Below are 25,711 nucleotides of genomic sequence, written 5' to 3' on the forward strand. Positions count from 1 at the left end.
GTGGCGCCCCACCTGGGGAGGTCGATTCACTGTCCGGCGGGTTTTCGCACAACGAGGAGTTCCATGTACGCAGTCACCGCCGCCACCGGCCAGCTCGGCCGCCTGGTTCTCGACCGGCTCAAGGGCGACGTGGTCGCCGTCGCACGGGACACCTCCCGCGTCTCCGAGGGCGTCGAAGCGCGTCACGGCGACTACGACGACCCGATGAGCCTCCGGGCCGCCTTCGCCGGGGTCGACCGCCTGCTGCTGATCTCCTCACCGGAACTCGACGCGGCCCGGCGCGTGGCCCACCACCGCAACGTCCTCGACGCCGCCGTGGCGGCGGGGGTCACCGCGATCGTCTACACGAGCTTCCTCGACGCCGACACGGTCGCGACCGGCATGACCGAGGCCCACCACGCCACCGAACAGGCGATCTTCGTCAGCGGCCTCGCTCACACTATCCTGCGCAACCCCTTCTACGGCGACGCCTTCCTCCCTCAGGTCGTCGACGGGGTGATCCGCGGCAGCACCGGCGGCCGGGGCCTCAACACCGCCTTCCGCACCGACCTGGCCCAGGCCGCCGCCAACGCCCTCACCGGCCCCGACCACCTGGGCCGCGCCTACGACCTGACCGGCCCGCTGTGGACCCATCCCCAGGTCGCCGAGGCCTTGGGCCTGTCCTACGAAGAGGTCCCCGACGCGGCACCGGGTGCGATGGCCTGGCTCAACGGCCTGGTCCGCGCGGGCGCCATGGAACGCCAGACCCCCGACCTGGAGTCGCTGCTGGGCCGCCCGGCGGAGACCGTGGCCGAGAGACTCCGCGAAGTGGTCCGGGCCACTCGTCAAGCGTGAGCGGAGCCCTCTAGGGTGCGGTGCCGTGGGAGTCGTCAACGCGTATGTGAGCGTTCCGCCTGACCGGCTCGACGCCGAGCCGCCGGAGCCCGTCTTCGACATCGACAAGGCCGGGGACGACCTCGCCGACCTGCTGTCCGACGCGCCCCACGACGTCATCGACGGCGATCGGCTCACCCCCGCCCAGGTCGCAGCCTCGGCCGGCTTCCTCGCCGCCACACCCTGGGCCTCGCTCGACCACGACCTCCCCGACGACGAGGCCGGCTACGTCAGGGATCACTACGAGCGTCTCCGGGCCTTCTTCGCGGAGGCCGCCGAAGCGGGTCACGGCGTCGTCATCGTGCAGTGCTGAGCAATATCGTCTCGCCTCATGAGCACCCCCCTCGTCATCGGCCTGGCCGCCACGCTGCTAGCCCCCTCGGACCTTCCGGCCAAGCGGAACCCGGCCGCCTGCAACACCTGGACCGCCTCGGCCCGGCTGGTCAGCTGACCAGCCGGTCGCACCAGGCGAGGAGTTCGGCTCTCAGCGGCGCCGCCCGGCCGGCGAACTCGCGCTGCTTGGCGGCGTAGACGGTCCGGCCCTCGGGGGTCTCGATCGGGATCGGCTCGTAGCCCAGGTGCCGCAGGTCATAGGGGCTGGCGCGCATGTCGACCGCGCGGATGTCCCATGCCAGGGCGAAGCAGTCGGCCACCAGTTCGCCCGGGACCAGGGGCGAGAGTTTGGCCGCCCACTTGTAGAGGTCCATGTTGGCGTGCAGGCAGCCGGGCTGCTCCGTCGCCGGCTGGAGCTCACGGGTGAGCGTCACCGTGTTCAGGGGCCGGGCGGGCTCGGTGAAGAAGCGGAAGGCGTCGAAGTGGGTGCACTTCAGCGGCCGTTCCTCGACGGCCGCGGCGACCTGCTCGGCCGGCAGGCGGAGCGGCTGTGCGGAGTGCCGGATGTCGTCGGTGCGGTAGACCATGGCCCATTCGTGCATGCCGAAGCAGCCGAACTGACCGGCCCGGGAGGCCGTGCGGCGGAGCAGGTCGGCGATCCACGTGATCGAGTCGAGCCGTCTGGCGATCAGCTCGCCGGTGTCGAGGGTCTCGCCGCCGGGCACGGCGACGTAGCCGGTGCCGAACCCCGAGGCCCCTTCCAGGATCGTGTACGCCCCCGGGTGCCACCGGCGCAGCCTGCTGGGCCGATAGCCGTAGTAGCTGAACAGGAAGTCCTCCACCGGGTGGGCCTGGGACCGCCTGCGGCGTTCGAGATGGGGCTCGATCCACGCGTCCACCCGGGCGTGGTGGGCCTCCTGGCGCGCTCGCCACTCTCGCTCGTCCTGCCGTTCCACGCGCATCATGCTAGGCATGCGACGGACTTATGTGGTCACCGGAGGCGGGCGCGGCATCGGCCGGGCCATCGCCGAGCGGCTCTCCCGCGACGGTCAGGTGGTGGTGGTCGACCTCGACCCGGGGCCGGTGGGCATCCCGGTCAAGGGGGACGTCGCCGACCCGGCGGTGGCCGAACACGCCGCTGACCTGGCTGAACAGGCAGGTGACCTGGTCGGCTGGGTCAACAACGCGGCGGTGTTCCGGGACGTCTCCCTCCACGACCACCCACCCGGCGAGGTCGCCGACGTGATCGGCCTCAACCTCAACCCCGTGATCACCGGCTGCGCGACGGCGGTCAGGAGATTCCTGGCCGGGAACGGGGGAGCGATCGTCAACGTCTCCTCGCACCAGGCGCAACGCCCGGTCAGAGGCGCCATGGCCTACGCGACGGCGAAAGCCGCCACCGAGGGACTGACCAGGGCCCTCGCCGTCGACTACGGCCCGCGGGGGATCCGGGTCAACGCGGTCGCGCTCGGCTCGATCTGGACCGAGCGCTACGCCGAGTACACCGACGACCAGGTGGAGCGGGAGATGCGCCGCCTCCACCCCCTCGGCCGCGTGGGCCGCCCGGAGGAGGTCGCCGACACCGTCGCCTACCTGCTCTCGGACGCGGCCTCGTTCGTCAGCGGCGCCGTCGTCCCCGTGGACGGCGGCCGCTCAGCCCTCGGCCAGGATCCCGAGGAGCGATGACTCGCGGATCGCGATGCCTGGATAGTTGACCACCAGGCCCGACGGGTCGTAGTCGAGGCGGCAGTAGGTGTCGAACGCCGGGGACGCGTAGTCGAAACTCGTGTCCCCGGTCCGGGTGTACTGCTGCTCCAGCCGTTCCACCCGCAGATCGACCGCCCTCACGTAGACCGCGGGCGCGTCGGCGCTGACGCCGAGCGGGAGGTCCATCCGGTGGACGGGGAACGCGTTGGTCATCGCCGACGACTCCAGGTCGACGTCGTACAGCCCGTCCAGGAGCGGTTGCGGCTCCCCGTTCACGGTCCAGTGGCCGACGCCGTCGCTCTCGACGCGGATCTCGGCCACGCCCAGCGACGACCGGCTGCGGATCCACGCCGACCGGGTGTGCCAGGACAGGTCGAGCGTGATGTCGTACTCGACGTGCCAGGGCTCGCCCTCCTCGACGGCCGAGGTGGATCCGTGGGCGCGGACCCCGTCGGGCGAGACCGTGAAGAAGACGACCTCGAATCCGTCCCGCGCGCCGGCGTGCCGCCAGGCGGCTGCCCTCGGCAGGGTCTGGAAAGGCTTCATGGTCTGGTGCTACCCCGGCAGGACGTACTGCTGCACGGCCATCTGCCGCGCCGTCTCGATCTCCTCGGCGGTCGCCGTGCCGGAGGCCTCGATCGCCGCGACCCACGCCGCCACCGACGCGCGGCCGTACTCCGGGGTCACGCCGCCTTCGGTGTCGGTGAGGAAGAGCTCCAGGGCCAGAAACGCCTCGTCCCAGCCGGGCCCGACCCACAGCGCGCCCGCGCCGCTCTGGGCCATCGCGAGCGGGACCGAGTGGGTCAGCTCCAGCGTCGTCGCCTCGCCGGCCGGGGTGAGCCGCACCGTCACGATGCTGGTCTCGTCGCCGTAGGTGACCTTGAGAAGCGGTTTCTCGCAGGTCAGGATCGTGCCACCCGCGCCGCCCTCGGTGGCGAAGGTGCCGCCGGGGCGGAGGTCGCCGCTGACCGGGAGGAACCAGCGCTTGAGGCGCCCGGGGTCGGTCAGGGCGTCCCAGACGTCGTCGACGGGGGAGGGGAAGTCGCGGCGCAGGACGACGGCCACGGTCTCGTCGTCGCGGGTGACCTCGCGGGAGGTCCAGCCTAGGTCGATCATTTCTTCCTCCTGGTGCGGGCCAGCTCGGTCTCCAGGGCGTCGAGGCGCTGGGACCAGAAGCGGCGGAATCGGTCGAGCCACACGTCGACCTCGCTGAGCGGGGTGGTGTCCACGACGTAGAGACGCCGGGTGCCCTCGGCGCGCACGGTCGCGAAGCCGCTCTCGCGCAGCACCCGCAGATGCTGCGCCACGGCCGAATGCGAGATCCCGAACTCCGCCCGCACCGCCGCGGTGATCGCACCGGAGGTCCGCTCACCCTCGGCGAGCAGCTCGATGATGCGTCGGCGGACCGGATCGCCCAGCACGTCGAAGGCGTTCACCCGTCCGACTATGTCAGGCCAATCTTATATAAGTCAATATCGACACTCGGTCGGCCGCGGAAGGGCGCGGGCGGTCCCGCCGTCAGAACCGGTTCTCTTCACGGCTCCCGCCAACCCTGAGACCAGCCCGATCACGGCCCACCTCGGGCAGTCGACGAGGCGCTCAGGTCGTACAGCCGAAACGAGGAGAAGGGCCCGCGCGGGGAACGCGGGCCCTTCTCTTCAAACCAGGGTTCAGCCCTTGTAACGCGGGGCCATGCGGTCGCCCGGCAGGCAGAACTCGCCCGTGAAGAAGGTGCTCTCCGGGACGCAGCGCCACATGCTGGGGTTGGTGTAGCTGGGCGCGAGGCGGTCGTCGATCGCCTGCTCCAGCGCGTAGCCGCCGGCCAGCAGCTTCGCCTCCGAGAAGGCGCCGCCGATCAGCGTCACGCCGATGGGGTTGCGGCCCGCCGAGCTCTGCTGCGCGCCATACCCGGCGGGGATGGTGAGCGCGGGGTAGCCGGCGCGGTCGGCGTAGCCGATCACGTTGCTGCCGCTCGGGACCAGGATCAGGTCGTATCCGCTCAGGACGCTGTCGAGCACGGCCTTGTTGGCGGCCTTGCCGTTCGCCAGGTCGGCCGTGTACTTGGCGTTCGTCGCGGGGTCGGCCAGGTCGATCGCCTGGACGGCCAGCAGCTGGCCCTGCTGGTATTTCAGGCCCTCGACCGGGTTGGCGACGTTGTAGTCGATGATGCTCTGCAGCGTCGTGCCGGGCTTGGTCGCGCCGAGGTAGGCGTTGAGGTCACGCTTGAACTCGGTGGCGACGACGCTGTCGGTCGCGGCCGGGGCCGCGATCGAAACCTGGGTGACGGTCGCGCCGAGGCCCTGGAGCTTGGCGATCGCGTCCAGGTAGGGCGCGCTCGTGCTGGAGACCACGGCGATCTTCTTGCCGGCGAGGGCGTCGGCCGTCAGACCCTTGGTGTAGTCGGCGTCGGTGTCGTCGATCACGTTGAGGATCGTCGCGGCGTCGCCGACGCTGCGGGTGATCGGGCCGGGGGCGTCCTGCGACTTCGCCACGGGGAGCACACCGGCGGTGCTGACCAGGCCGACGGTCGGCTTGAGGCCCACCACGCCGGCCGCGTCGGCCGGGGCGAGGAGCTGCGCCGAGTCGGGCGAGGTCTCCATGCCGACGGTGATCGCGGCCAGACCCGAGGCGGTGGCCGCCGCGGCGCCGGCCGACGAACCCGCCGGGGTCTTGTCGGTGTCGTTCGGGAGCAGGACCTGGCCGCCGAGCGAGCTGTAACCCTTGGGCAGGTTGGCGTCGAAGACGCCGTTCAGCTCGGTGACGTTGGTCTTGCCGAGCACGATCGCGCCCGCGGCCTTCAGCTTCGCCGCGATGGCCGAGTCACTGGCGGGCTTGGTGCCCTGGAGGGCGATCGAGCCGCCCGTGGTCGACAGCGACTTCGCGTCGATCGTGTCGTTGAGCAGCACCGGCAGGCCCCAGAGGGCGGGACGCGCGTCGGGGGTGCGGTACTTGCCGCGCTCGTGGTCGAGCTTGCGGGCCTCCTTGATCGCGTCCACGTTGATCTCGCGCACGGCCTGGATGGCCGGGCCCTCGGCGTTGGTCAGCGCGATGCGGTCGAGGTAGGCGCGGGTGAGCTCCTCGGCCGACACCTCGTCGGCCTTGAGCTTGGCCAGCAGGCTGGTGGCCGTCTCGGTCTCCAGCGAGAACGGGAGCGCCCGGGAGTCGTAGCCGGTGACCTTGAGCACGGCGTCGTAGTCGGGGTTGCAGCCGCCGCGCGCGGCGAACGGCGGGGCCGGGGTCGTCTTCGCGCAGCGGTACATGCTCGGGTTGACCAGCGAGGCCGGCTGCCGGAGCTTGGTGGCCTGCTCGATGACGTAGGCGACGCCGAGGATGTCGAACTCGTCGTAGGCGGCGCCGTGGACCTGCACGTTCTGGGCGCGCCGCTGGGTCGCGGTGTAGCCCATCGGGATCGTGATCGTCGGGTAACCGGCCTGCGGGGCGCTCGGCGTGCTGCCGAGGATGGCGATCACCGGGTCGGCCGGCTGCGCCGGGTCCGAGTTGGGGTACGTCATCATGTCGTCGATGGCCTTGTGCCAGGCGGCCTTACGGATCGCCAGGTTCGTCCGGTACAACTGCTCGTTGGCCCCACCCGGGGTGACGTCCGCCAGGGACGAGTTCAGGTGGTTGACGTTGCCGAACTTGAGCGCCTGGTGGGCCTCGGCCTGGTTGACCTCGACCTCCTGGACGAGCGACTTGATCGGCGCCTGCGGGCCGAGCCGCTCGTAGTAGGAGTCGATGCTCTTGTGCTGCTCGTAGCCGCTGGGCAGCGCGGGCAGCGAGGGGATCGTCACCGACGGGCGGGGCACCATGACGGCGCCGGCGGCGACCAGGGCGTCATAGGCGATCTTGAGCGGGCTGCCCTCGGTGAGGGTGCCGTTGTACCCGATCTTCTTGCCCTGGACGAAGTTCGGGTCGATGGCCTTGGTGTAGTCGGGCAGCGTCGCGGGGAGCGGCGGGATGATGCCCTTGGCGATGTAGTCGTCGCCGAACATGGCCTTGTACCCGGCGTCGGCCACCGGGTCGGGCCCGGCGATCGAGGCCAGCGTGAGGGCGGCGTCGGAGACCGTGCGGACCATCGGGCCCGCGATGTCCTGCGAGGCCGAGATGGGCGCGATGCCGTAACCCGGCACCAGCCCGACGGTCGGCCGCAGACCCACGAGCGACTGCGTGTTCGACGGCGAGATGATCGAACCGGAGGTCTCGGTCCCGATGCCCAGCGTCGACAGGGCCGCGGCCATCGCCGCGCCGGTGCCCGACGAGGAACCCGAGGGGTTCTGGTCGGCGTCGATGCCGTTGATGACCTGGCCGCCGTAGTTGCCGAAGCCGGAGGGCTGGTTGCCGAAGCTGTTGGCGTACTCCGACAGCCCCACCTTGCCGAGGATCACGACGCCGCGTTCCTTCAGCTTCTTGGTGATGCCGGCGTCGGAGGCCGGGAAAGACTGGCGCAGCGACCAGTTGTTCGCCGTCGTGGGCATCCCCTCGACGTCGATCAGGTCCTTGAGCAGGATCGGCAGCCCCATGGCCGGGCCGAGCGACTTGCCCTTCTTCCGCAGGCGGTCGTAGGCCTCGGCTTCCTTTAAGGCGTTGGGGTTGAGATCCGTGACGGCGTTCAGGCCGGGCCCGCGCTTGTTCAGCGCGGTGATCCGGTCGATGTACGCCTTGGTCAGGTCGACCGAGGTCAGCTTGCCGGCGGCCATGAGGGAGATGGCCTCGGCGCCGGTCAACGTCTCAAGGTCGAGCTCGACCTTGGCGTTGGCCTGCTGCGGTTGCACGGCGACGAGAGTGAGGGAGAGGGAGATGAGGGAGATCAGGACTTTGCGCACCACGTGCTCCTTGAGGAACCCGGTATTGCGCGTGACGCTATAGATCATCCGTTACGGTGATATGTCATATATGTTCCCTGAGAGAAACCTGCCGTACTGACTGGTTTATGACGCCGTCCGCTTCCCTGGAACCTTCCATCGATTACCGTCAGGCAGCATGGTCGAGCAGATCTCCACCCGCGTCGTCTACACCAACCCCTGGATGACCGTCCGGGAGGACGAGATCGTCCACGCCGACGGCACCCCCGGCATCTACGGCTACATCGAGCGGGCCGACTTCGTCCTGGTCATCCCCGAGGAGAACGACGGCTTCCACCTGGTCGAGGAGTACCGCTACCCGATCAGGCGCCGGTCGTGGAGCTTTCCCCAAGGCTCGGCGAAGGTCCCCGACCGCGAGGACGAGGCCCGCACCGAACTCGCCGAGGAGACGGGGCTGCGCGCCGAGCACCTGCGCTTCCTGGCACGGCTCGACAACTCCCACGGCCTGAGCAACCAGTCGATGCACGTCTTCGTCGCCACGGGCCTGACCCCGGGCGAACCGGCCCGCGAGGTCACCGAACAGGACATGCGCCAGAAGTGGGTGTCGCGCGCGGATTTCGAGCAGATGATCCTTCGAGGTGAGATCACCGACGCCTCGTCCGTCGCGGCCTACGGCCTCTATCGGCTGGGGTCTTAGAAGCTTCCCACCAGCGAATTTGAGCCGGGTTACACTGCCGCCATGAGCGCGGATCCCGCACTGCACCATCTGATCGACAGGCTCTCGCCTGCCAGGTGGGCCATTACCTGCGCTTGGTGAAAGACGATCTCGCCGAGTCGGCGGGCGACGGGCCGATCGCCGAGACCCCGCAGCGTCGGGTCTCTTTCATCGGTATAGCCGAGGGCGATGAGGATCTTTCGGAACGGGTGGAAGAGATCCTCGCGGAGCGGTTCAATCGCTCAGTGTGACCGTCACACTACTCGACACCGGTCCACTGGTCGCCGGTGTCAACCGCAAGGACAGACACCACGCCTGCTCCGCCCGGAACTCGACACCGTGGACGTTTCCGTGGTCGCGCTCGCGGAGCGGCTGGGTGTCAGGCAGATAGCGACGCTGGATCGCCGGGATTTCGGTCCCGTGCGTCCCCGTCACATCCCCGCCTTCCACCTGTTGCCGTAGACGCTCCCCTAAGTAACATCTGGCCGCAGCACGCCGCGCAGGTTCTCCAGGACCGCTGGGTCCTCGATCGTCGACGGCACCGGTTCCTCTCTCCCGTCGGCGATCGCGCGCATCGAGCGGCGCAGGATCTTGCCCGACCGGGTCTTCGGCAGGGCCGGTACGATCGCCACGTCGCGGAAGGCCGCCACCGGGCCGATCTCCCTTCTGACCGCGTGCACGAGATCGTCGCGGAGGCGGGCCGCCGCGATGTCCGCGCCCGCCTTCAGCACGACCAGTCCCAGCGGGACCTGGCCCTTCACCGGGTCGGCCACGCCGATGACGGCGCACTCGGCCACGGCGGGATGGGCGGCCAGGACCGCCTCCATGGCGCCGGTCGACAGGCGGTGACCCGCGACGTTGATGACGTCGTCGGTGCGGCCCATCACGTAGAGGTAGCCGTCTTCGTCGAAGTAGCCGCCGTCGCCCGTTAGGTAGTGGCCGGGGTAGCGGGTCAGGTATTCGCGGATGTAGCGCTCGTCGTCGTGCCACAGCGTCGGCAGCGCGCCCGGGGGCAGCGGGAGCCGCAGGGTGATCGCGCCGTCGTCCTGGATCCGGACGTCCCAGCCCGGCAGCGGGACCGTGGCCGAGCCCGGTTTGGCCGGCATGTCGGTGAGGCCGCGCGGGTTGGCGGCGATGGGCCAGCCGGTCTCGGTCTGCCACCAGTGGTCGACGACCGGGACGCCCAGCCGCTCGCGGGCCCAGTGGTAGGTGTCGGGGTCGAGGCGTTCCCCGGCCAGGTAGAGGGCGCGGAAGGCCTTCAGGTCGCCGATCAGCGCGCCGTCGGGGTCGACGCGTTTGATCGCGCGCAGCGCGGTGGGCGCGGTGAACAGGGTGACCACGCCGTGCTCGGCGACGACCCGCCAGAAGGCCCCGGCGTCGGGGGTGCCGACGGGCTTGCCCTCGTACAGGAGGGTGGTGGCGCCGATGAGGAGCGGGGCGTACACGATGTAGCTGTGCCCGACCACCCACCCCACATCTGAGGCGGTCCACCAGACCTCGCCTGGCGCGATGTCGTAGACGTTCAGCATCGACCAGGCCAGCGCGACCGCGTGGCCGCCGTTGTCGCGCACGACGCCCTTCGGCCGCCCGGTGGTGCCGGAGGTGTAGAGGACGTAGAGCGGGTCGGTGGCCCGTACCGTCACCGGCTCGACCGGGCTCGCGGTCGACATGAGCTGCACCCAGTCGACGTCGCGCTCGTCCATGCGCGCGACCCCCTGGTCGCGCTGGAGCATGACGATGACGTCGGGCCGGTGCCGCGCCAGGGTCAGGGCCTCGTCGATGATGGGCCGGTATTCGACGGTACGGTTCGGCTCAAGCCCGCACGAAGCGGCCACGATGACCTTGGGCGTGGCGTCGTCGACGCGCGCGGCCAGCTCACGCGGCGCGAACCCGCCGAACACCACCGAGTGGACCGCCCCGAGCCGCGCGCACGCCAGCATCGCGATCACGGCCTCGGGGATCATCGGCATGTAGACGACGATTCGGTCGCCCTTCCCCACCCCGAGCGACCGGAGCCCGCCCGCGAACCGGGCGACCTCGTCGAGAAGCGCGCGGTACGTGTACCGCCGCACCCCGCCCGTCATCGCGCTGTCCCAGACGAGCGCGGTCTGCTCACCCCGGCCGTCGGCGACGTGCCGGTCGAGGCAGTTGTACGCGGTGTTCAGCTCCCCGTCGGGAAACCACCGGTAAAGGGGCGCGCCCGACCCGTCGAGCGCCCGGGAGGGCGGCGTGACCCAGTCGATCGCGCGGGCCGCGTCCAGCCAGAACGTCTCGGGATCGGCCAGGCTCCGCCGGTAGACGTCGGGATATTGGGCCATGCTCCTCACAGTACGCTCGCCCGCCGCCGGGTCCAGGATGGGACACATGACGCTTTCTGATGCAGAACTCGCCATCGCCGCCGCCGAGGCGGGCGCCGCCGTGGTCCGCTCCCTGTACGGCAAGCCGCTGGCCCGCTACGACAAGACGTCCGTCGACTTCGCCACCGCCGCCGACATCGAGGCCGAGCAGGCCATCCTCGACGTCATCCGGGAACACCGCCCCGGCGACGCCTTCCTCGGCGAGGAGTCAGGCCTTACCGGCTCCTCCGACCGGACGTGGATGGTCGACCCCCTGTGCGGCACGCTCAACTTCGCCGCCCAGACCCCGTTGATCGCCGTCAACGTCGCCCTGCGCGAGAACGGCCGCGACGTCGCCGCCGCGGCGGCCGACCCGATCAGCGGCGAGGTCTTCTGGACCGACGGCGTCCACGCCCAGGTGGGCGACCAGCCCCTCACGCCGTCACCCGACTCCAAGCTGGTCGACTTCAACCTCGACCCGCCCTACGGGGACCTGCTGTCGGTGATCGCGGCCAAGGGTTTCAGCGACCGCTTCAGCCCCCGGGTGATGTCGACCTCCCTGGCCTGTTTCTGGGTGGCGGCGGGGCGGCGGGTGGCGTATCTGAGCGACGGCGACAAGCGGGAGAGCGTTCACTTCGCGGCGGCGCTGGCGGTCTGCCGGACGGCGGGCTGCGTGGTGACCGACCTCAAGGGAGGCCCGTTCGAGACGGGGGAGGGCCTGTTCGTGGCGGCCGACCCGGAAACCCACGAGACCCTGCTCGGGATGATGCTTCGCTCAGCTTCGTAGCGGATTTTCGCTCGGTTCGGGCAGTTCGCCTTCCCGCGGCTGTCGCCGTTCGACCAGCCAGAGCACATAGCCTCGGAGGTATGCCTCCAGTTCCCCGTTGACGATGGAGACCGCGTAGTCACGCAGCGCCGGCACCTGCTTTCGCTCCCACTCCTCGTCGCTCTTCGTGTATCCCTCCGCGAGCCCTTCGGCGAACTCCACCACCGTGTGACGTCCTGGCCACCACTCCCGCACCAGCTCCGGTGTCCAGTCGCCCACGCTCGATCCGGCTGGCACTGGGTGGGACGTGCTCGGCCGGGTGGACCGGCCCGGCTCCCAGACGATCACCGGCGTACGGTCCGGGCGGCGGTCAAAGCGCCATCGTGAAGAACGAGAGTGACAACGGCGACCTCGGGGCGAACGCGAGCACAACGTTCGGCTTCACCGCCACAGGGACGACCGCCCGCCTCTCCTGACCTGCACGAGTCCCCGACCTCGTACACAAGGAAAGGGCTCGTGCTGCCGCGGGAACTTTCATGACTTGCCGGTTTACTGGGACACCGGCACGATGTGGGGCTTGTGAGACGAACCCTCATCCCCGGCCTGGTCTTAATCGTCGCCCTGGCAGGACTCGCGACGCCCGCACACGCAGACCCCGCCGTCGACCCCAAGCTCACCAAGAGCACCCTCTACTCCACGGGAACGATCCCCCGGTCCGTCTGCGCGGAGAAGCCGATCAAGCAGCGCAACAACGCGGCGGCCGGCAGGGCCTACATCACCTTCGTGGTGGGGTGCCTCGACCGCGTGTGGTCCAAGCAGCTGGCCAAGAAGGGCATCAAGTTCAAGAAGCCCAAGCTCAAGCTGCTCGCCAAGGACCCCGCCCGCTACTGCGGGATCAAGTGGATCAACACCAGCGACATCGACTACTGCGAGAGCAGCAGAGAGCTGATGGCCGTCCTCGACCGGACCATCCTCAACCTCGACCCCGATGACCTGTACATCTTCACCTCGCTCTCCAACGCCTACGCCGAGCACGTGCAGTATCTCGCCGGCATCGAGGGGGCGATGTGGAAGATCCTGCCGGAGGAGAACGAGCCCGGCTACGCCGAGGTCAACCGCCGCACGTTCCTCCAGGCCTTCTGCCTGTCCGGCGCCTTCACCGGCAGCGTCTTCAAGTCGATGCCGCGTAAGACGTCGGAGTGGAATTACATGGTGAAGGCGCAGACCAAGCTCCTCGCCGGCGAGTTCCTCGGGAGCGCCAAGAACATCACGTACTGGATGAACCGCGGTTTCAACACCCGCAACCCCAAGTACTGCAACACCTGGACGGCCTCCAACTCGCAGGTCGCGTGACGTCGTGGGATTCGCACGACGCGCACTCGTCACCGGGCTGGTCGCGGCCGTCACCGTCGCTGTTCTCGTGTCCCCGGCGAGCGCCGACCCGGAGCTGACCGGTAACGACATCTATTCGGGCGGGCCCATCGCCCGGTCGGTCTGCGCCGAGAAGCCGGTCAAGAAGCGCAACGACGTGAAGGTCGCCAAGGTCTACGTCACCTACCTGATGGGGTGTCTCGACCGGGTCTGGTCGAAGCACCTCACCAAGGCGGGCGTGAAGTTCAAGAAGCCCAAGCTGAAGATGGTCACCAGGAACCCGGCGAGCTACTGCGGGCTGGAGTGGGAGAAGGACTCCTACTCCGACTACTGCGAGGACAACCGGGAGCTTCTGATCGTCCTCGATCGGAAGCTGCTCAACGTCGACCCCAGCGACCTGTGGCTCTGGGTGGCGGTCGCGAACAGGTACGCCGAACACGTGCAGTATCTGGCCGGCATCGAGGAGGCCATGCTCGACCTGTGGGAGAACGCCCACGAATCCGAGGAGAACGAGATCCTCCGCCGGATGTACCTCCAGTCGGACTGCTTCATGGGAGCCTTCACCGGCAGCGTCTACAGGTCCATGCCGCGCAAGGCGTCCGAGTGGAAGCACATCGTGTACGAGTGGACGGCCAAGAGCGACGAGATCTCGGGCCGCGCCGCGAACATCGCGTACTGGATGAACCGCGGTTTCGACACGCGTGACCCCAAGGCCTGCAACACGTGGGCGGCGCCAAGTTCCCGGGTCGCCTGACCTCACAAGGGCCCGCGGCCGAACCCCGCCGCGGGCCCTTGCAGGATCTTGCCCGGCCCGCCACGATCTTGGGCTTGTGCGACGCATCCTCCTCTCCGCCCTGGCACTGCTCCTGGTGCCTGCGGCTCCGGCACACGCCGATCCGTCCAGGGACCATCGGCTCACCGAGAACCCCCTCTACGCCGCGGGAGCGATTCCCCGCTCCTCCTGCGCCGAGAAGCCGATCAACCGGCCCAACCATGTGCCGACGGCCAGGAAATACGTGACCTTCGTGCTCGGCTGCCTCGACCGGGTCTGGTCGAAGCAGCTGGCCAAGGCCGGTGTGAGCTACCGGAAGCCCAAGATCAAGATTCTCGCCAAGGACCCTGAGAGCTACTGCGGCCAGGAGTTCTGGGAGCCGGAGCGCTTCTTCTCGCTCTACTGCGAGGAGCGCCGGGAGATCATGATCGTCCTCGATCGCACCCTGCTCAGCAAGAATCCGGATGACCTCTACATCTTCACTCTGCTCGCCCAGCACTACGGCGAGCACGTGCAGTACCTCACCGGCATCGAGGACGCCATGTACGAGCACAGCGAGAAGGACCGGCCCGAGCTCTGGGAGTACTTCCGCCGCTTCTACCTGCAGAACATGTGCTTCGCCGGCGCCTTCACCGGCAGCGTCTACGGGTCGATGCCGCGTGACGCGGCTGACTGGAAGAACGTCGTGCGGCACAAGAGCAAGGAGCAGAACATCATGTACGGCTCGGCGAAGGACATCACGTACTGGATGAACCGCGGTTTCACCCTGCGTAACCCCGCGCACTGCAACACGTGGACCGCCATGAACTCACTCGTCGCCGGACCCTACTATCCGAGCTGAAATCTCAGGATCTTGCCAAGAAGGATCCCTATCGTCCCGAGCGCCACATCCGGTCACACGAAAGGGAATCCCTCCCATGCGGCGTAGCACCATCGTCCCCGCTCTGCTCGGCGCGGCTCTGGCCGGCGCCACCCTGGTCGGCGTCGCGCCGGCGTCCGCGACCGGCGCCAACCCCTGCGAGAAGGCGCCGTGGATCGGCCAGGTGCAGGGCAAGCCCAAGGGCCTCACCCCCGGCGCGCGGGCGGGCAACTACTTCTGGCACGACAAGAACGGCTTCCACCTGCGGATCACCCAGGCGAAGCCGCGCAAGGCCACCACGTACACCGGCACGATCACCTCGAACACCCCGATCCGCGACTTCAAGTGGGTCAAGCTGGAGGAGAAGCAGGACTCCGTCGTGCTGTCCGAGGACAAGCTCAGCATCACGTTCAAGGTCGTCAACCACGGCCTGATCGACGGCTTCTCGTTCCGCACCTCCTGCGCCGACAGCCTGACCGTGTCCGGGCTGACCATCAACACCAAGGTGCTGCCCGTCGGCAAGGTCTACCTGGGCAAGACCAAGGCCCACCCGGCCGCGATTCCGTTCACGGTGCACCGTAAGGCCTAAACTGCCAGGTCCGGCACGGTTTGGCCGGAGGAGGTAAGACATGGGCGCACACCGGATCCTGGCCGTCGACGACGACCCGGCCATTCTGCGGGTGCTCCGGCGGGGGCTCACGCTGGAGGGCTTCACCGTGGAGGCGGCCGGCGGCGGCCGGGCCGCCCTGGAGGTCGCCGACCAGGTGGACGCGATCGTCCTGGACGTCTCGATGCCCGGCGTCACCGGCATCCAGGTGTGCGCCGAGTTGCGCCGGCGGGGTTCGGAAGTCCCGATCCTGATGCTGTCGGCGCTCGACGAGGTCGCCGACCGGGTCGCCGGTCTGACGGCCGGGGCCGACGACTACATGGTCAAGCCGTTCGACCTCACCGAACTGGCGCTGCGGCTGCGCGCGCTGCTGCGCCGGTCGGGGGCGGCCCCGGCCGGTTCCGGCGTCCGCGTCGGCGACCTGGTCCTCGACACCGACGGCCGCGACGCCGTCTTCGGCGGCCGGCGGCTGGCCCTCACCCGGCGGGAGTTCGACCTGCTGGAGGTGCTGGCCAGGAACAACGGCATCGTGCTGTCACGTGAGGTCCTGCTCGAAAGAGTCTGGGGTTACGACTTCGCGGTGACCGCCAACGCCGTCGAGACTTTCATCGGCTACCTGCGCCGCAAACTGGAGGCCGAGGGCGAGCCGAGGATCCTGGAGACGGTGCGGGGCGTGGGATACGTGCTCCGGGTCAGGCCATGAGACTGTCGACCAGGTTCGCGCTGTGCGTGGCTTTGCTCGTGCCGCTGCTGGTCGGGCTGTCGGGCCTGCTGGTCGTCCACCTGTCCGTCGACGACCTGCGCGCCGCCCGCGACCAGCGGCTCGTCCAGCGCCTCCAGGCCATGACCCCGCTCGCGGTGAACCACGTGACCCGCCCGGTCCGTGTCCGCCCCGCCGAGGCCGAGTCCGCCGAAGGGGTGTACGTCGCCCCTGTCCGGGGCCAGCCGCTGACCATCGGCTCCGTCCCCGCCGAACTGCCGCCGCCGTCGACCACCCCCGCGACCGCCGGGACCTGGCGCTACCTCAGCACCGACCTCGGCCGCCGGGGACGCCTGTGGGTCTTCGAGCAGCAGGGGCCGCTCGAAGCCCAGACATCCGGCCTGTACGACCGGCTCCTGATCGCCACCCTGATCGCGCTGGCCGTGGGAGCCCTGGCGGGCCTGGCCCTCGGCCGGCTCGCCCTGCGCCCGCTGGCCCGCCTGACCACGGACATAAGAGCCGGCAACGGACGGCTGACCCGCAAGACCCGCGCCCGCGAAGTGGACGAGCTCGCCCGCCTGGTCAACGGCCTGCTCAACCGCCGCGACGAGGCCGTCCACCGGACCGCCGAGGCGCTGGAGACCGCCCGCGCCTTCGCCGCCACCGCCGCCCACGAACTCCGCACCCCGCTGACCAGCATGGGCGGCAACATCGCCCTGCTCGGCTACCCGAACCTGCCGCCCGGGGAGCGCGTCGAGGTCATCCGCGATTTGGCCATGGAACAGGCCCGGCTCGAACGGCTCATCACCATGCTCCGCCAGCTGGCCAGAGGCGAGCTGATGGAACCCGACTCGCTCAACGACGTCGACCTGGCGAGCGTGTGCGAGGTGGCCGTTCAGGAGGCGACCCGAAGGCACCGCCACGCCCGCTTCTTCGCCCACCTGCCCGATTCGGCGATGGTCCGGGGCTGGCCCGAAGGGCTGCGCATGATCGCCGACAACCTGCTGGAGAACGCGGCGGTGCACGGGGTGGGCCCGCAGGGGACCGTGCGGGTGGACCTGACGGTGCGCGTCGAAGGGACGGTTGCCCTCTTGCGGGTGGCCGACGACGGGCCGGGGATGCCTCGTGAGCTGCACCAGGAGGCGTTCAACCGGTTCAGCCGGCGGGCGGGCAGCCCCGGGACCGGGCTCGGCCTCACTCTGATCCACCAGCAGGTGGTCCTGCACGGGGGGTCGGTCGAGATCGAGCCGTCGTCGGGGCGGGGGCTGTCGGTCCTGGTCCAGATGCCGATCGCCTGGCGCCCCGACGGGCCGAGCGACGGCCTGTCGTGGCTGTCGCTGCACCAGAAGTCCTGATCAGGTGACCCTGATGCGACAGGACGGAAGGGTGTCCCAGTCGGCCCCGGCGAACTCCGACCAGTCCGATTCTCCGGTGTAGCGGAGCCATTCGGCCTTGCTGATCCCCAGGCCGAAACCGTCAGGGCACGCGACCGCCTCCGGATCGGCGACGATCTTGGTCAGATCGCGGAGATCCCACAGCGTCGTACCGCCCGACTGGGCGGTCAGCGCGAAGGCGCCATCGGTGCTGAGCACGGACGAGCTGATCTCCTGGCCCTCGCCCTTCAACCTGGCCAGGTGGACCGGGCCCAATGGTTTGGACAGGTCCAAGAGAAATCCGGAGCTGCTCTCCCCGGTCACCAGAGCGGTTCTGCCGTCCGACGTCAGGGACAGGCCGTCGACGTAAGCCATCGGCGCATCGATGTGTGCGGCAGGTGTCGGTAACGACCCGGTACCGAGGCGCCACATTTCGAGCCGGTTCTGCCTGCCCAGCAGAACGGTCCCACCGTCAGCGCTCATCGCGACGGCGGTCTGGATGTTCGTGGGATAGGAGAGATCCGCCGTCTTGGCGGGACTCGCCGAATCGCCGAGATCCCAGCTCCGCACCGTGCCGTCGAGGGCGGAAGTCACCGCCACGCGGCCGTCCGAGCTGAGGGCGAGGTCGGCGATGTGCGAATCGTGTGCCTTGGTCACCGACACCCGCCTTGGACGAGACATGTCTGATAAATCCCACACGATTAGGTCGCCCTTGGAGTCCCCGATCGCCGCCCGACTCCCATCGGCCGACAGTGCCAAGCTTCCCGGGGACGCGTCTTTCTTCCCCGGTAGCGTCGCGCTTTGGACGGGCTTGGCCGGATCGCCGAGATCCCACACCATCGCGGCGCTCTTTCCGCCGCCGGTGATCGCGGTCCGGCCGTCGGGCGACAGTCTCACTGCGGTCTGGCCGTCGGGGTCCCCCTCCAGGGAGGAGAGCGCCCAGGTCTTCTCAGTGATCTCAGGGTCGAGCCAGCTGGTCAGGTCCCAGACCTCCGCTTCGGTGTCATCGCCGATCAGGGCGGACCGTGCGGCGGCGCTCAGGGCCACGCTCTCGGTCACTGCCGAGGGCAGAGGCGTGCTGCGCCCCTGCAACAGGGTGTCGATCAGCCGCCCCCGCGTCTGCTCGTCTGGGCGGATCTTGAAGGCAGCGATGGTGAGCTTTTTGGCGGCGGCGAAGTCGGTGTCGCGTAAGTCTGCCGCGTGGAAGGCGAGCCGATACGCCAGTGCCTCGTGCCGTTGGGACGAGGCGCCGGCGTGCTCGCGTATCCAGCCGATCCCCAAGACCAGTGCGGCAGCCAGCAGCGCTATGAGGGCGATGGCGTAGGCCATGCGGCTGCGCCCTGCTTTGCCCAGCCCGAAATGACTCATGTGCCCCGTCCACTCGGCCCTAAGTGGGATTTGCACGCACCGGGCCCCCGCCCGTGAAAGGTCGTGATCTTTCGTGAATCGATCAGAACGTACATGCGGAAGATCTTCGTGTGAACGACGCATAGAGTGTGATGCGCATCACACTGCTCGTCCAGCTGATATTCGCGCAGAGCCGACTGTGCGGCTCGGCTGCGGTGCTGGGCATCATGTTGTCGGTGGGTGCTCCTACGATCCCCGACCATGACCGAACAAGGAATCCAGACGCTCCGGCTGGAGTTCGACGTCGACGACTGCAGCATGGTCCACCTGCTCGAACAGGACGGCGGAGAGAGCCCCAGTCCGGCCCGGCGGCTCGGTGACGTCGAGATACGGGAAGGCCTCGTCGATCTGTTCATCTCCGTCCAGTGGGGGAACGGCATCCCGTTCACGGTGACCGTCGCGGACCGGGACCCGGGGCCCGGCCTCGACGACTACGAGGACATCACGGAGATCGACTACTACTCGCCTTCGGGCCGGTTGATGATGGCCGGGTTCACCTTCGACTGGGACGAGGAGAAGGCCCCCCGCCTGCCGCCGCTGCCCGCCGGTCCGGGCAACTACCGGCTGCGCTACCACGTGCGCGGGGCCGACTCCGAGAGCTGCGGCGAGGGCGACTACCACCTGCAGATCTGGCCCTCCGCACCAGCTGAACCGGTGGTGCTCAAGGCCACCTCCCACCACGCCACGCAGATGCGGGACCCGGGTGTTGTCGGTGGCGGCTTCTAGGCTCCGGGCCCATGAGCGCACAGACTTTCCGGCTGGAACTGCAGGTGCAGGACTGCGGCGTCGTCCATTTACGTGAAGTCGGCGGAGAAGACATGGTCGAGCGGGGCCTGCGGTGTGGCGACGTCGAGGTTCGTGACGGGGTCGCCGACCTGGTGATCTCGGTGCAGTGGGGAGACGACATCCCGTTCACGGTGACCCTCGCCGACGAGGACCCGGGTGCCGACCTCGACGACTACGAAGACGTCATGGAGATCGACTACTTCTCCCCGTCGGGCCGGGTGCTGGTGGAGGGGTTCACCTACGACTGGGACGTGGAGAAGGTGGTGAACCTCCCGCCGCTCCCCGCCGGGCCCGGCAACTACCGGTTGCGCTACCACGTTCGAGGGTCCGACTGGGAGGCCTGTGGAGACGACGACCACCACCTGCAGATCTGGCCTTCGGAGCCCGCCGGACCGGTGGTGGTCCAGGCTGTCAGCCAGTCCTTCCAGTGTCAGGTGAACCCCGGCGTCCGCTTTGAGGACCCGCAGGCGTGGGAGGACATCGAGCGTCGGGCACTGGCATACGAGGAGGCCCAGCGCCACCGGGCCGGGTGACGCTCAGGCCTGCGGCGCCGCCACCTGCGGGCCGTGGCCCGGGGCGACCGAGCCCTGGAGTATCAGCGCCGCACCGCCGACGGCCGCGGCGTCGCGGGGGTTGCTCGACAGGTCGACCCGCACCGCGTGGATGCCCCGCGAGAAGGCACGCTTGGACAGCCGCCGCCTGATCTCGCTGACGTACAGCGACCCGGCGACGGCGAAGCCTGGACCGGCCAACACGAGTGTGTCGAGGTCCCACAGGTCGACCAGGGTCAGCGCGCCGTCGGCCAGCAGCGACGCCGACTCGTCGACCAGTTCACGGGCCTGGTCGTCGCCGTAGACGGCGGCGCGGGCGAGCACGTCGAAGGCGCGCGCGTCGGGGTCGATCGCGCCGATGCCGAGGCGGTCGGCCAGGCCGGGGATCGCGCGGGCGCGGGCCACCAGGGCGGCAGGGGCGGCGTAGAGCTCCAGGCAGCCGCGGTTCCCGCACCGGCAGGGCTCGCCGTCGCGCACCACCGACACGTGGCCGATCTGGCCCGCGTTGGAGCTCGCGCCCCGCTGGAGCGCTCCGTCCAGAACCACGCCGGAGCCGATGCCGGAGTTCATGTAGAGGCATCCGAAGGTCCGGTCGCGGGAGACCTGACGTCCCCAGAACTCCCCGACGGCCGCGGCGGCGGCGTCGCCGTCGAGCAGGACCGGCACGCCGAGGCGGGCCGACAGCTCGCGCCGCAGGTCGAGTTCGGCCAGGCCGGGCAGGGAGAGGAAACGGCCGCGCGCCACGTCGACGGGGCCGGGGGCGACGACGGCCAGCCCGGCCACGCTCTGGGCGGCCAGGCCGAGCCCGCCGGTCACGTGGTGGTAGAGGGAGACGAGCTGGTCGATCAGGTCGCCGGAGACCGCGATCAGTTCCCGGCCTACGGTTCCGCCACGGGTGTCGGTGACCACGCACGTCAACGCGTCGGTCCCGACGCGGATGCCCACGCCGTACGCCGATCGCGAGTTGATCACCAGCATGGTGCGCGGTTTGCCGCCGGTGGCCACCGTGTCGCCGGTCTCGCGCACCACTCCGTCGTCGAGCAGGCGGCGCACGATGTTGGAGATGGTCGGCTGGGTCAGGCCGGTCGCCTTGACCAGTTCGACCCTGCTGATGGGGCCCGCCGACCGGATGAGGTCGACGACGAGCGCGCGGCTCCCGGGTCCCGCAGCCGCGGACTCTCGCCTGGCCAACGCGACCCCTTCCAGCCCACCGGCACTACCTTTACGTGCCACGAGGTTAGTTGAGGAGGAGGCCGTCCATGGTCGGTGGTCCGCGCGCGGGCACGCCGGTGGGGCTCGCGCTGGTGCGGGACGCCGAGGTGCTCGGGGCCGAGCCGTTCTTCCCCGAGTTCATCGCGGGCATGGAACGGGTTCTGGTGCCCCTCGGGGTTCCGGTGTTGCTGCAGGTGGTGGCCACCGTGGCGGAGGCCTCCGCGCGCATGCGGGCATGGGCGGACGAGGGGCGGGTGCAGGGGGTCGTCCTGATCGACCTGCTGCCGGGCGACGAGCGGGTCGCGCTGGTCGAGGAGCTCGGCATGCCGGCGATGGTGATCGGCGACCCGGACACCGCGCGGGGGCTGCCGACGGTGTGGACGCAGGACGAGGTCGCCATGCGCGAGGTCGTCGCCCGGCTCGTCGCCGGCGGCCACCGGCATCTGGGCCACGTCGCCGGTCCGGCCGAGATGGCCCACACGATCATCCGGCGGCGGACGTTCGACGAGGTCGCGGCCGAGGAGGGCGTCCGCACGACCCTGTTCGACGGCGACTACTCCGAGGCGGCCGGCGTGCGGGCCGTCGCGGCGCTGGAGCAGATGGACGACCGGCCGACGGCGCTGGTCTTCGACAACGACGTCATGGCGCTCGGCGCGCTGCACGCGTCGGGGGCGATCGGCATCGACGTGCCCCGGGATCTCTCGCTCGTCGCCTGGGACGACTCCGCCCTCTGCCAGCTCGCCGAACCGCCGCTCAGCGCGGTGAGCCACGACGTCCAGGCCCTCGGCGAGCTCGTGGGGGAGGCCTTTCAGGACATCCTCTCCGGGGGCCCGGTGAAGGTGATCCGGGCGATGCCGGCTGCCCTCGTCACCCGAGGGTCGAGCATTTAATAGATTACTAATCTTTCTGGTTGACGTACAAGCTTCCTGTCCTGTTTGCTGTGGTTCAGCCCAAGCTGAGCCGCTTCGTGGTGGCGGTCGACGACGCCCTCTATGAGGACGACCAGGCCTGCGGAGAAGTCCGGTGTGGCGTGTCACCGCCGTACCGGATGCCGGGTCCCGTCACCGAGACCCGGCGGTCGGCGCGTCCCCGCCGCCGAGATCACTCGGCGGCGGGGATGTTCCTCTCGGCGAACGCCGCCATCTCCTCCCGCTGCTCCCCGGGGTCGGTGGCGCTCACCCCCACGACGATCCGGGTCACCCCCTGCGCCGCCCATTCGGCGACCTGCTCGGCGGTCATGTCGATCGACCCCGACCGCGTGTACTCCAGCGTCCGCCCGGCGGCGGCGGCCTGCGCGATCTCCCACTGCGCCGCCCGCTCGGCCGCGTCGAGCGCCCCGCCGGGGAAGTAGCCGTCCCCCCGCAGCCCCGCCCGCCGCGCCGCCGCCCGGCTCGACCCGCCGACGTGCACCGGCAGCCGTCCGAGGGGCTTGGGATACTGGACCAGCCCGGTGACGTCGAAGAACTCCCCGGCGAACCGGACCCCCTCCGCGCCGCCGTCCCACAGCAGCCGCATGAGGTCGATCGCCTCGTCCGCCCGCCGCCCCCGGCTCCGATAGTCGACCCCGAAAGCCGCCGCCTCCCCGGGCAGCCCGCCGAGCCCCACGGTCAGCAGCCGCATCCGGCCCTTGGACAGGACGTCGACGGTCGCTAGCCGCTTGGCCAGCACGACCGGATGGTGGTAGGGCAGCACCAGCACCCCCGTCCCGAGCAGGATGCGCCGGGTCGACGCGGCGACGAAACCCAGGCAGTCGATCGGGTCGAGGTAGGGCAGCGTCGGCGGTATCTCCCACCGCCCGAGGGTGGCGCCGGGATACAGCACGACGTGCTCCGGCACGTAGAACGACTCGAAGCCGCACTCTTCTGCATGCCGGGCGTGGGAGACGAGGTTGTCGGGGTCGACCCCGTAGTAGGGCGTGCTGTAACTGATGCCGAACTTCACCCGCCGAAGCGTAGAACCCTGCCACCGACGTGAAGGCAAGCCGTCAGGGCCAGGGGAAACCGAGGCGGTCGGCGTACTCCTCGCAGCCGCCCACGACGGTGGCGAACGTCGTGGGACTCGCCGCTCGCAGGCGGTCCACCACGCGGTTGGCCTGGTCGTCGACGTCGGTGTCGTCGACGGGGATGACCCAGAGGAACTGGAGCCAGGGGTCGTCGTCTCCGGGGTCCGGTGGGAGGCGGGGGTAGGTGAAGGTCAGACTGAGGCGGTCCCGTTCTCCGGGATCGGCGTGGATGCCGTCGAGCTCGCACTCCCAGGCGCCGAGCAGGGCCGGGTGGTCCTGGAGGAGCCGGTCGAGCCGGCGGGCCAGGCCACGGGCGGGCCATTCCCAGCTGCGATCACGGGCGGCCCGGGCGATGGTCTCGTCATAGTGGTCGGCGGGGAAGTGGAAGGTCTCCAGTCCCGCTCCTTCGGGGGCGCGCCAGTCGTGCCAGGTCACGGTGTCCCCCCTGCGGGTGATCGTGACGTAGAGGGCGCCGCAGCAGCCTTCGGTGCACCACGCCTCGGCCAGCCGCACCTTCCGCGGCTCCTCGGTCGCCTCCAGGATCCCGGGCAGGCGATCCGGCCCGAACGGCCCGCCCTTGCGGAAGGCCTCGGCCACCACCGGGCGGCCGTCCACGAGCAGCCGGGTCTGGACGCCCTCGTCCAGGACGGGATCGGGGACGACGACGTGAACGGCGAGACGGCCGGGCACCGGCGCGCCGGCCGCTCTCTCCGCGGTCGCCCACTGCGCCCGCCACCGGGTCATCGGGTCGGGCGACTCAGCGGCCTCCGCCAGGGCCCGCGTCCAGCGCGGGGAGCCGATGAGCCGCTCCAGCCGCTCCAGCGTGGCCGCGCGTTCACCGGGCGGCCAGGGCAGGCAGGCGGTGTGCCCGGTGCGCAGGTCGCGGGCCATCGTGATGACCGAGGCCAGCAGATCGAACACCGGTTCCGCCGTCTCGGCCAGGACCGCGAATCCGCTGACGGCGCGGCAGGCGTCGGCGTACTCGCGGATCTGCACGGTGTGACTCCGGGTCGAGATGAGCGCCCGCAGGATCCTGCCCGCCCGGACGGCGATCGTCGCGTCCTCCGTCTCCAGCAGGCCCGCCAGCGACACGGTCTCGGCCACCCGCCGGACGTATTCACCATCCAGGTCGTGGCCGTCGGAGGCCGTCCGCAGCAGCCAGGGGAACGTGTCCGGTTCGCCCATCCGGCACAGGGCGGAGACGGCGTCGTCGCGGGGCCAGCGCTCCGACCGGTCGGCCAGCCACATCAGCGCGCTCGCCGAGCCGGGGATCGTCTCCAGCACGTCCACCGCAAGGGACCCGAAGTGGGGCAGCAGCCCGATCGTCCGGACGAGCGGGATGTCCTCCGGCCGGGCACTGCCCGTCAGCAGCCGGAGGCCGGTCTCCACCGGAACGGATCCGGTGCCGTGGCGCACCAGCCGGAGCCCCGTCTCCCGGGCCAGATCCGGCGGGATCGACTGCACCTCGTCGGGGATCTCACAGAGGAGGTCAGGATCGGGCGGCCTCTCGATGCCCCGGCCCACGTTTTCGTCGGGCGGCAGGCGGTGCAGGCGGAGGGCTTGCTCGAACAGCGATCGGGGGGCGTCAGCCGCTGAAGGGTCTATGCCCGACACCCTGCCACTCGCGTTGATCATCAGGCAAGAGCCGGTGTCCAGCGCCGCATCAGCCACCCGATCGTCGCCCGCCGCCCGTGTTCACGCCGTTCCCGCAGATGCGGGGCGTGCGCCGGCCCGGGGAGCGCGGCGGTGTGGGTCCAATAGCCGGCCAGCGCCACAAGGAAGGCGTCGACCCGCTCCGGTTCGGCGACGGACCCGAGCAGCGGTTCGGGATCGAGCCCGCCGAGGTCAGACTGGAGCAGCAGGCAGACGCGGTCGGTCCACGCGGGCCCGACGCAGGCACGCCCCCAGTCGACGATCCGCGCCGTGCCGGTCGCCGGGTCGACGAGAATGTTGTCGAACCGTGGGTCGAAGTGCACCAGCGAGTCGCCCACGACGACCTGATCCCAGACCGCCTCGACGGCCGCCAGCCGGTCCAGGTGCCGCCGCTCCCACGCCCCGACACCCGAGACGGTGACCGGCCCCCAGACGCCGTCGCGCTCCAGCCCCCGCCAGGTCTCACACCGCCCGGCCATCCGCTCACCGAGGGTGGGCATCCCGCGTACCGGAGAGGGCGTCAGCTCGCGGGCGCAGACGGCCAGCATGTCGAGCGCGGCGGTCAGCTCATGGGGCCGCCACGGCTCGTGCGGCAGCGCGCCCGGCGCGACGTCGAAACAGAGCAGGATCCACCCGGCCGCCTCGACGGCGAACCGCAGACGCGGCGTGGGAACGGCGCGGGGGAGCGCGGCGGCGACCACGGCCTCGGCCCAATCCACGCGCTGCGTTCTCACGAGAGCCAGTCAATCAGTGCCCGCAACTCATTTGCCCAGCTCAGATCGGTGGACCATGCCCTGTCCCGCATGCGAGCAGGAATTGTCATTCGGTGCGGCCTACCTGATGGACCGAGACGACGGCCGCCGCACCTGCCGAATCAGGTGGAGTT

The 25,711-nt window shown here is 70.0% G+C and carries 27 protein-coding genes; 15 read left to right on the plus strand and 12 right to left on the minus strand.

Annotated elements, in window-relative coordinates; translation table 11 throughout:
* Positions 1-63: 63 nt before the first annotated feature.
* Together AW270_RS15700 and AW270_RS15705 are read left to right on the plus strand one after the other, a co-directional pair.
* Positions 64-834 (plus strand): NAD(P)H-binding protein, encoded by a 771-nt coding sequence (locus AW270_RS15700; protein ID WP_061295073.1) that lies wholly within the window; start codon positions 64-66, stop codon positions 832-834.
* A gap of 25 nt (positions 835-859) precedes the next feature.
* Complete coding sequence (locus tag AW270_RS15705) at positions 860-1,186, plus strand: DUF1877 family protein (protein ID WP_061295074.1); 327 nt, start codon at positions 860-862, stop codon at positions 1,184-1,186.
* Between the two features lie 130 nt (positions 1,187-1,316).
* On the opposite strand, the gene AW270_RS15710 is transcribed toward AW270_RS15705, so the two are convergent.
* Positions 1,317-2,168 (minus strand): 3-methyladenine DNA glycosylase, encoded by an 852-nt coding sequence (locus tag AW270_RS15710; protein ID WP_218009238.1) that lies wholly within the window; start codon positions 2,166-2,168, stop codon positions 1,317-1,319.
* 10 nt (positions 2,169-2,178) lie between these two features.
* Here AW270_RS15710 and AW270_RS15715 point away from each other — a divergent pair, with 10 nt between their 5' ends.
* On the plus strand, positions 2,179-2,892 hold the full coding sequence (locus AW270_RS15715) for an SDR family NAD(P)-dependent oxidoreductase (RefSeq protein WP_061295076.1): 714 nt from the start codon (positions 2,179-2,181) through the stop codon (positions 2,890-2,892).
* Here AW270_RS15715 and AW270_RS15720 read toward each other — a convergent pair.
* From AW270_RS15720 to AW270_RS15735, 4 genes are all read right to left on the minus strand, one after another.
* The gene (locus tag AW270_RS15720; RefSeq protein ID WP_061295077.1) at positions 2,860-3,459 is read right to left on the minus strand and encodes a putative glycolipid-binding domain-containing protein; all 600 of its coding nucleotides are present in this window, start codon (positions 3,457-3,459) and stop codon (positions 2,860-2,862) included. The two genes, AW270_RS15715 and AW270_RS15720, sit on opposite strands and share 33 nt — an antisense overlap.
* Positions 3,460-3,468: 9 nt before the next feature.
* A complete protein-coding gene (locus AW270_RS15725) occupies positions 3,469-4,029 on the minus strand; it encodes an SRPBCC family protein (protein WP_061295078.1) in 561 nt (186 codons plus the stop codon).
* Complete coding sequence (locus AW270_RS15730; protein ID WP_061295079.1) at positions 4,026-4,349, minus strand: ArsR/SmtB family transcription factor; 324 nt, start codon at positions 4,347-4,349, stop codon at positions 4,026-4,028. The genes AW270_RS15725 and AW270_RS15730 overlap by 4 nt, the downstream gene beginning before the upstream one ends.
* A 234-nt stretch (positions 4,350-4,583) precedes the next feature.
* Positions 4,584-7,736, minus strand: coding sequence for an amidase family protein (locus tag AW270_RS15735; RefSeq protein ID WP_169807322.1), 3,153 nt, complete (start codon positions 7,734-7,736; stop codon positions 4,584-4,586).
* 157 nt (positions 7,737-7,893) lie between these two features.
* Here AW270_RS15735 and AW270_RS15740 point away from each other — a divergent pair, with 157 nt between their 5' ends.
* Both AW270_RS15740 and AW270_RS38770 read left to right on the plus strand, forming a co-directional pair.
* Positions 7,894-8,412, plus strand: a complete 519-nt coding sequence (locus AW270_RS15740) for an NUDIX domain-containing protein (protein WP_061295081.1) — start codon at positions 7,894-7,896, stop codon at positions 8,410-8,412.
* 116 nt (positions 8,413-8,528) lie between these two features.
* Positions 8,529-8,681: a hypothetical protein gene (locus AW270_RS38770; RefSeq protein WP_157522043.1), complete on the plus strand. Its 153-nt coding sequence runs from the start codon at positions 8,529-8,531 to the stop codon at positions 8,679-8,681.
* A 219-nt stretch (positions 8,682-8,900) separates the two neighbouring features.
* Here the strand turns inward: AW270_RS38770 and AW270_RS15745 are convergent, their stop codons facing one another.
* Positions 8,901-10,748 (minus strand): AMP-binding protein, encoded by a 1,848-nt coding sequence (locus tag AW270_RS15745; protein WP_061295082.1) that lies wholly within the window; start codon positions 10,746-10,748, stop codon positions 8,901-8,903.
* A 46-nt stretch (positions 10,749-10,794) separates the two neighbouring features.
* Between AW270_RS15745 and AW270_RS15750 the strand changes: the two genes are divergently transcribed.
* A complete protein-coding gene (locus AW270_RS15750) occupies positions 10,795-11,553 on the plus strand; it encodes an inositol monophosphatase family protein (protein ID WP_061295083.1) in 759 nt (252 codons plus the stop codon).
* Here AW270_RS15750 and AW270_RS15755 read toward each other — a convergent pair.
* Positions 11,542-11,811, minus strand: a complete 270-nt coding sequence (locus tag AW270_RS15755) for a hypothetical protein (protein WP_157522046.1) — start codon at positions 11,809-11,811, stop codon at positions 11,542-11,544. The genes AW270_RS15750 and AW270_RS15755 overlap by 12 nt on opposite strands.
* Positions 11,812-12,111: 300 nt before the next feature.
* Here AW270_RS15755 and AW270_RS15760 point away from each other — a divergent pair, with 300 nt between their 5' ends.
* From AW270_RS15760 to AW270_RS15785, 6 genes are all read left to right on the plus strand, one after another.
* On the plus strand, positions 12,112-12,885 hold the full coding sequence (locus AW270_RS15760; RefSeq protein WP_061295085.1) for a hypothetical protein: 774 nt from the start codon (positions 12,112-12,114) through the stop codon (positions 12,883-12,885).
* Positions 12,886-12,889: 4 nt separating this feature from the next.
* Positions 12,890-13,657, plus strand: coding sequence for a neutral zinc metallopeptidase (locus tag AW270_RS15765; protein WP_061295086.1), 768 nt, complete (start codon positions 12,890-12,892; stop codon positions 13,655-13,657).
* Between the two features lie 76 nt (positions 13,658-13,733).
* Entirely contained in the window at positions 13,734-14,516 is a 783-nt protein-coding gene (locus AW270_RS15770) for a neutral zinc metallopeptidase (protein ID WP_061295087.1), read from the plus strand.
* 76 nt (positions 14,517-14,592) lie between these two features.
* The gene (locus AW270_RS15775; protein ID WP_061295088.1) at positions 14,593-15,123 is read left to right on the plus strand and encodes a hypothetical protein; all 531 of its coding nucleotides are present in this window, start codon (positions 14,593-14,595) and stop codon (positions 15,121-15,123) included.
* Between the two features lie 40 nt (positions 15,124-15,163).
* Positions 15,164-15,844 carry a response regulator transcription factor gene (locus tag AW270_RS15780; protein ID WP_061295089.1) on the plus strand — a complete coding sequence of 227 codons (681 nt, stop codon included), beginning with the start codon at positions 15,164-15,166 and terminating at the stop codon, positions 15,842-15,844.
* Complete coding sequence (locus AW270_RS15785) at positions 15,841-17,196, plus strand: sensor histidine kinase (protein ID WP_061295090.1); 1,356 nt, start codon at positions 15,841-15,843, stop codon at positions 17,194-17,196. Before AW270_RS15780 ends, AW270_RS15785 begins: the two co-directional genes overlap by 4 nt.
* Here AW270_RS15785 and AW270_RS15790 read toward each other — a convergent pair whose 3' ends face one another.
* Positions 17,197-18,543 carry a WD40 repeat domain-containing protein gene (locus AW270_RS15790; RefSeq protein WP_061295091.1) on the minus strand — a complete coding sequence of 449 codons (1,347 nt, stop codon included), beginning with the start codon at positions 18,541-18,543 and terminating at the stop codon, positions 17,197-17,199. It lies immediately after the preceding gene.
* A 279-nt stretch (positions 18,544-18,822) separates the two neighbouring features.
* Here AW270_RS15790 and AW270_RS15795 point away from each other — a divergent pair, with 279 nt between their 5' ends.
* Together AW270_RS15795 and AW270_RS15800 are read left to right on the plus strand one after the other, a co-directional pair.
* Positions 18,823-19,347 (plus strand): hypothetical protein, encoded by a 525-nt coding sequence (locus AW270_RS15795; protein WP_061295092.1) that lies wholly within the window; start codon positions 18,823-18,825, stop codon positions 19,345-19,347.
* 11 nt (positions 19,348-19,358) lie between these two features.
* Entirely contained in the window at positions 19,359-19,940 is a 582-nt protein-coding gene (locus tag AW270_RS15800) for a hypothetical protein (RefSeq protein WP_157522049.1), read from the plus strand.
* Between the two features lie 3 nt (positions 19,941-19,943).
* On the opposite strand, the gene AW270_RS15805 is transcribed toward AW270_RS15800, so the two are convergent.
* Positions 19,944-21,149, minus strand: a complete 1,206-nt coding sequence (locus AW270_RS15805; RefSeq protein WP_061295094.1) for an ROK family transcriptional regulator — start codon at positions 21,147-21,149, stop codon at positions 19,944-19,946.
* A 68-nt stretch (positions 21,150-21,217) separates the two neighbouring features.
* Here AW270_RS15805 and AW270_RS15810 point away from each other — a divergent pair, with 68 nt between their 5' ends.
* Positions 21,218-22,060 (plus strand): LacI family DNA-binding transcriptional regulator, encoded by an 843-nt coding sequence (locus AW270_RS15810; protein WP_218009232.1) that lies wholly within the window; start codon positions 21,218-21,220, stop codon positions 22,058-22,060.
* Between the two features lie 211 nt (positions 22,061-22,271).
* On the opposite strand, the gene AW270_RS15815 is transcribed toward AW270_RS15810, so the two are convergent.
* From AW270_RS15815 to AW270_RS15825, 3 genes are read right to left on the minus strand one after another with little or no spacing between them, the layout of a single operon-like run.
* Positions 22,272-23,111: a TIGR03619 family F420-dependent LLM class oxidoreductase gene (locus tag AW270_RS15815; protein ID WP_061295095.1), complete on the minus strand. Its 840-nt coding sequence runs from the start codon at positions 23,109-23,111 to the stop codon at positions 22,272-22,274.
* Between the two features lie 43 nt (positions 23,112-23,154).
* Entirely contained in the window at positions 23,155-24,807 is a 1,653-nt protein-coding gene (locus tag AW270_RS15820; protein ID WP_157522052.1) for a hypothetical protein, read from the minus strand.
* Positions 24,807-25,559, minus strand: coding sequence for a phosphotransferase (locus tag AW270_RS15825; protein WP_169807323.1), 753 nt, complete (start codon positions 25,557-25,559; stop codon positions 24,807-24,809). Before AW270_RS15825 ends, AW270_RS15820 begins: the two co-directional genes overlap by 1 nt.
* Positions 25,560-25,711 lie beyond the last annotated feature (152 nt).

The sequence above is a fragment of the Herbidospora cretacea genome, assembly GCF_001570605.1.
Lineage (GTDB): Bacteria > Actinomycetota > Actinomycetes > Streptosporangiales > Streptosporangiaceae > Herbidospora > Herbidospora cretacea.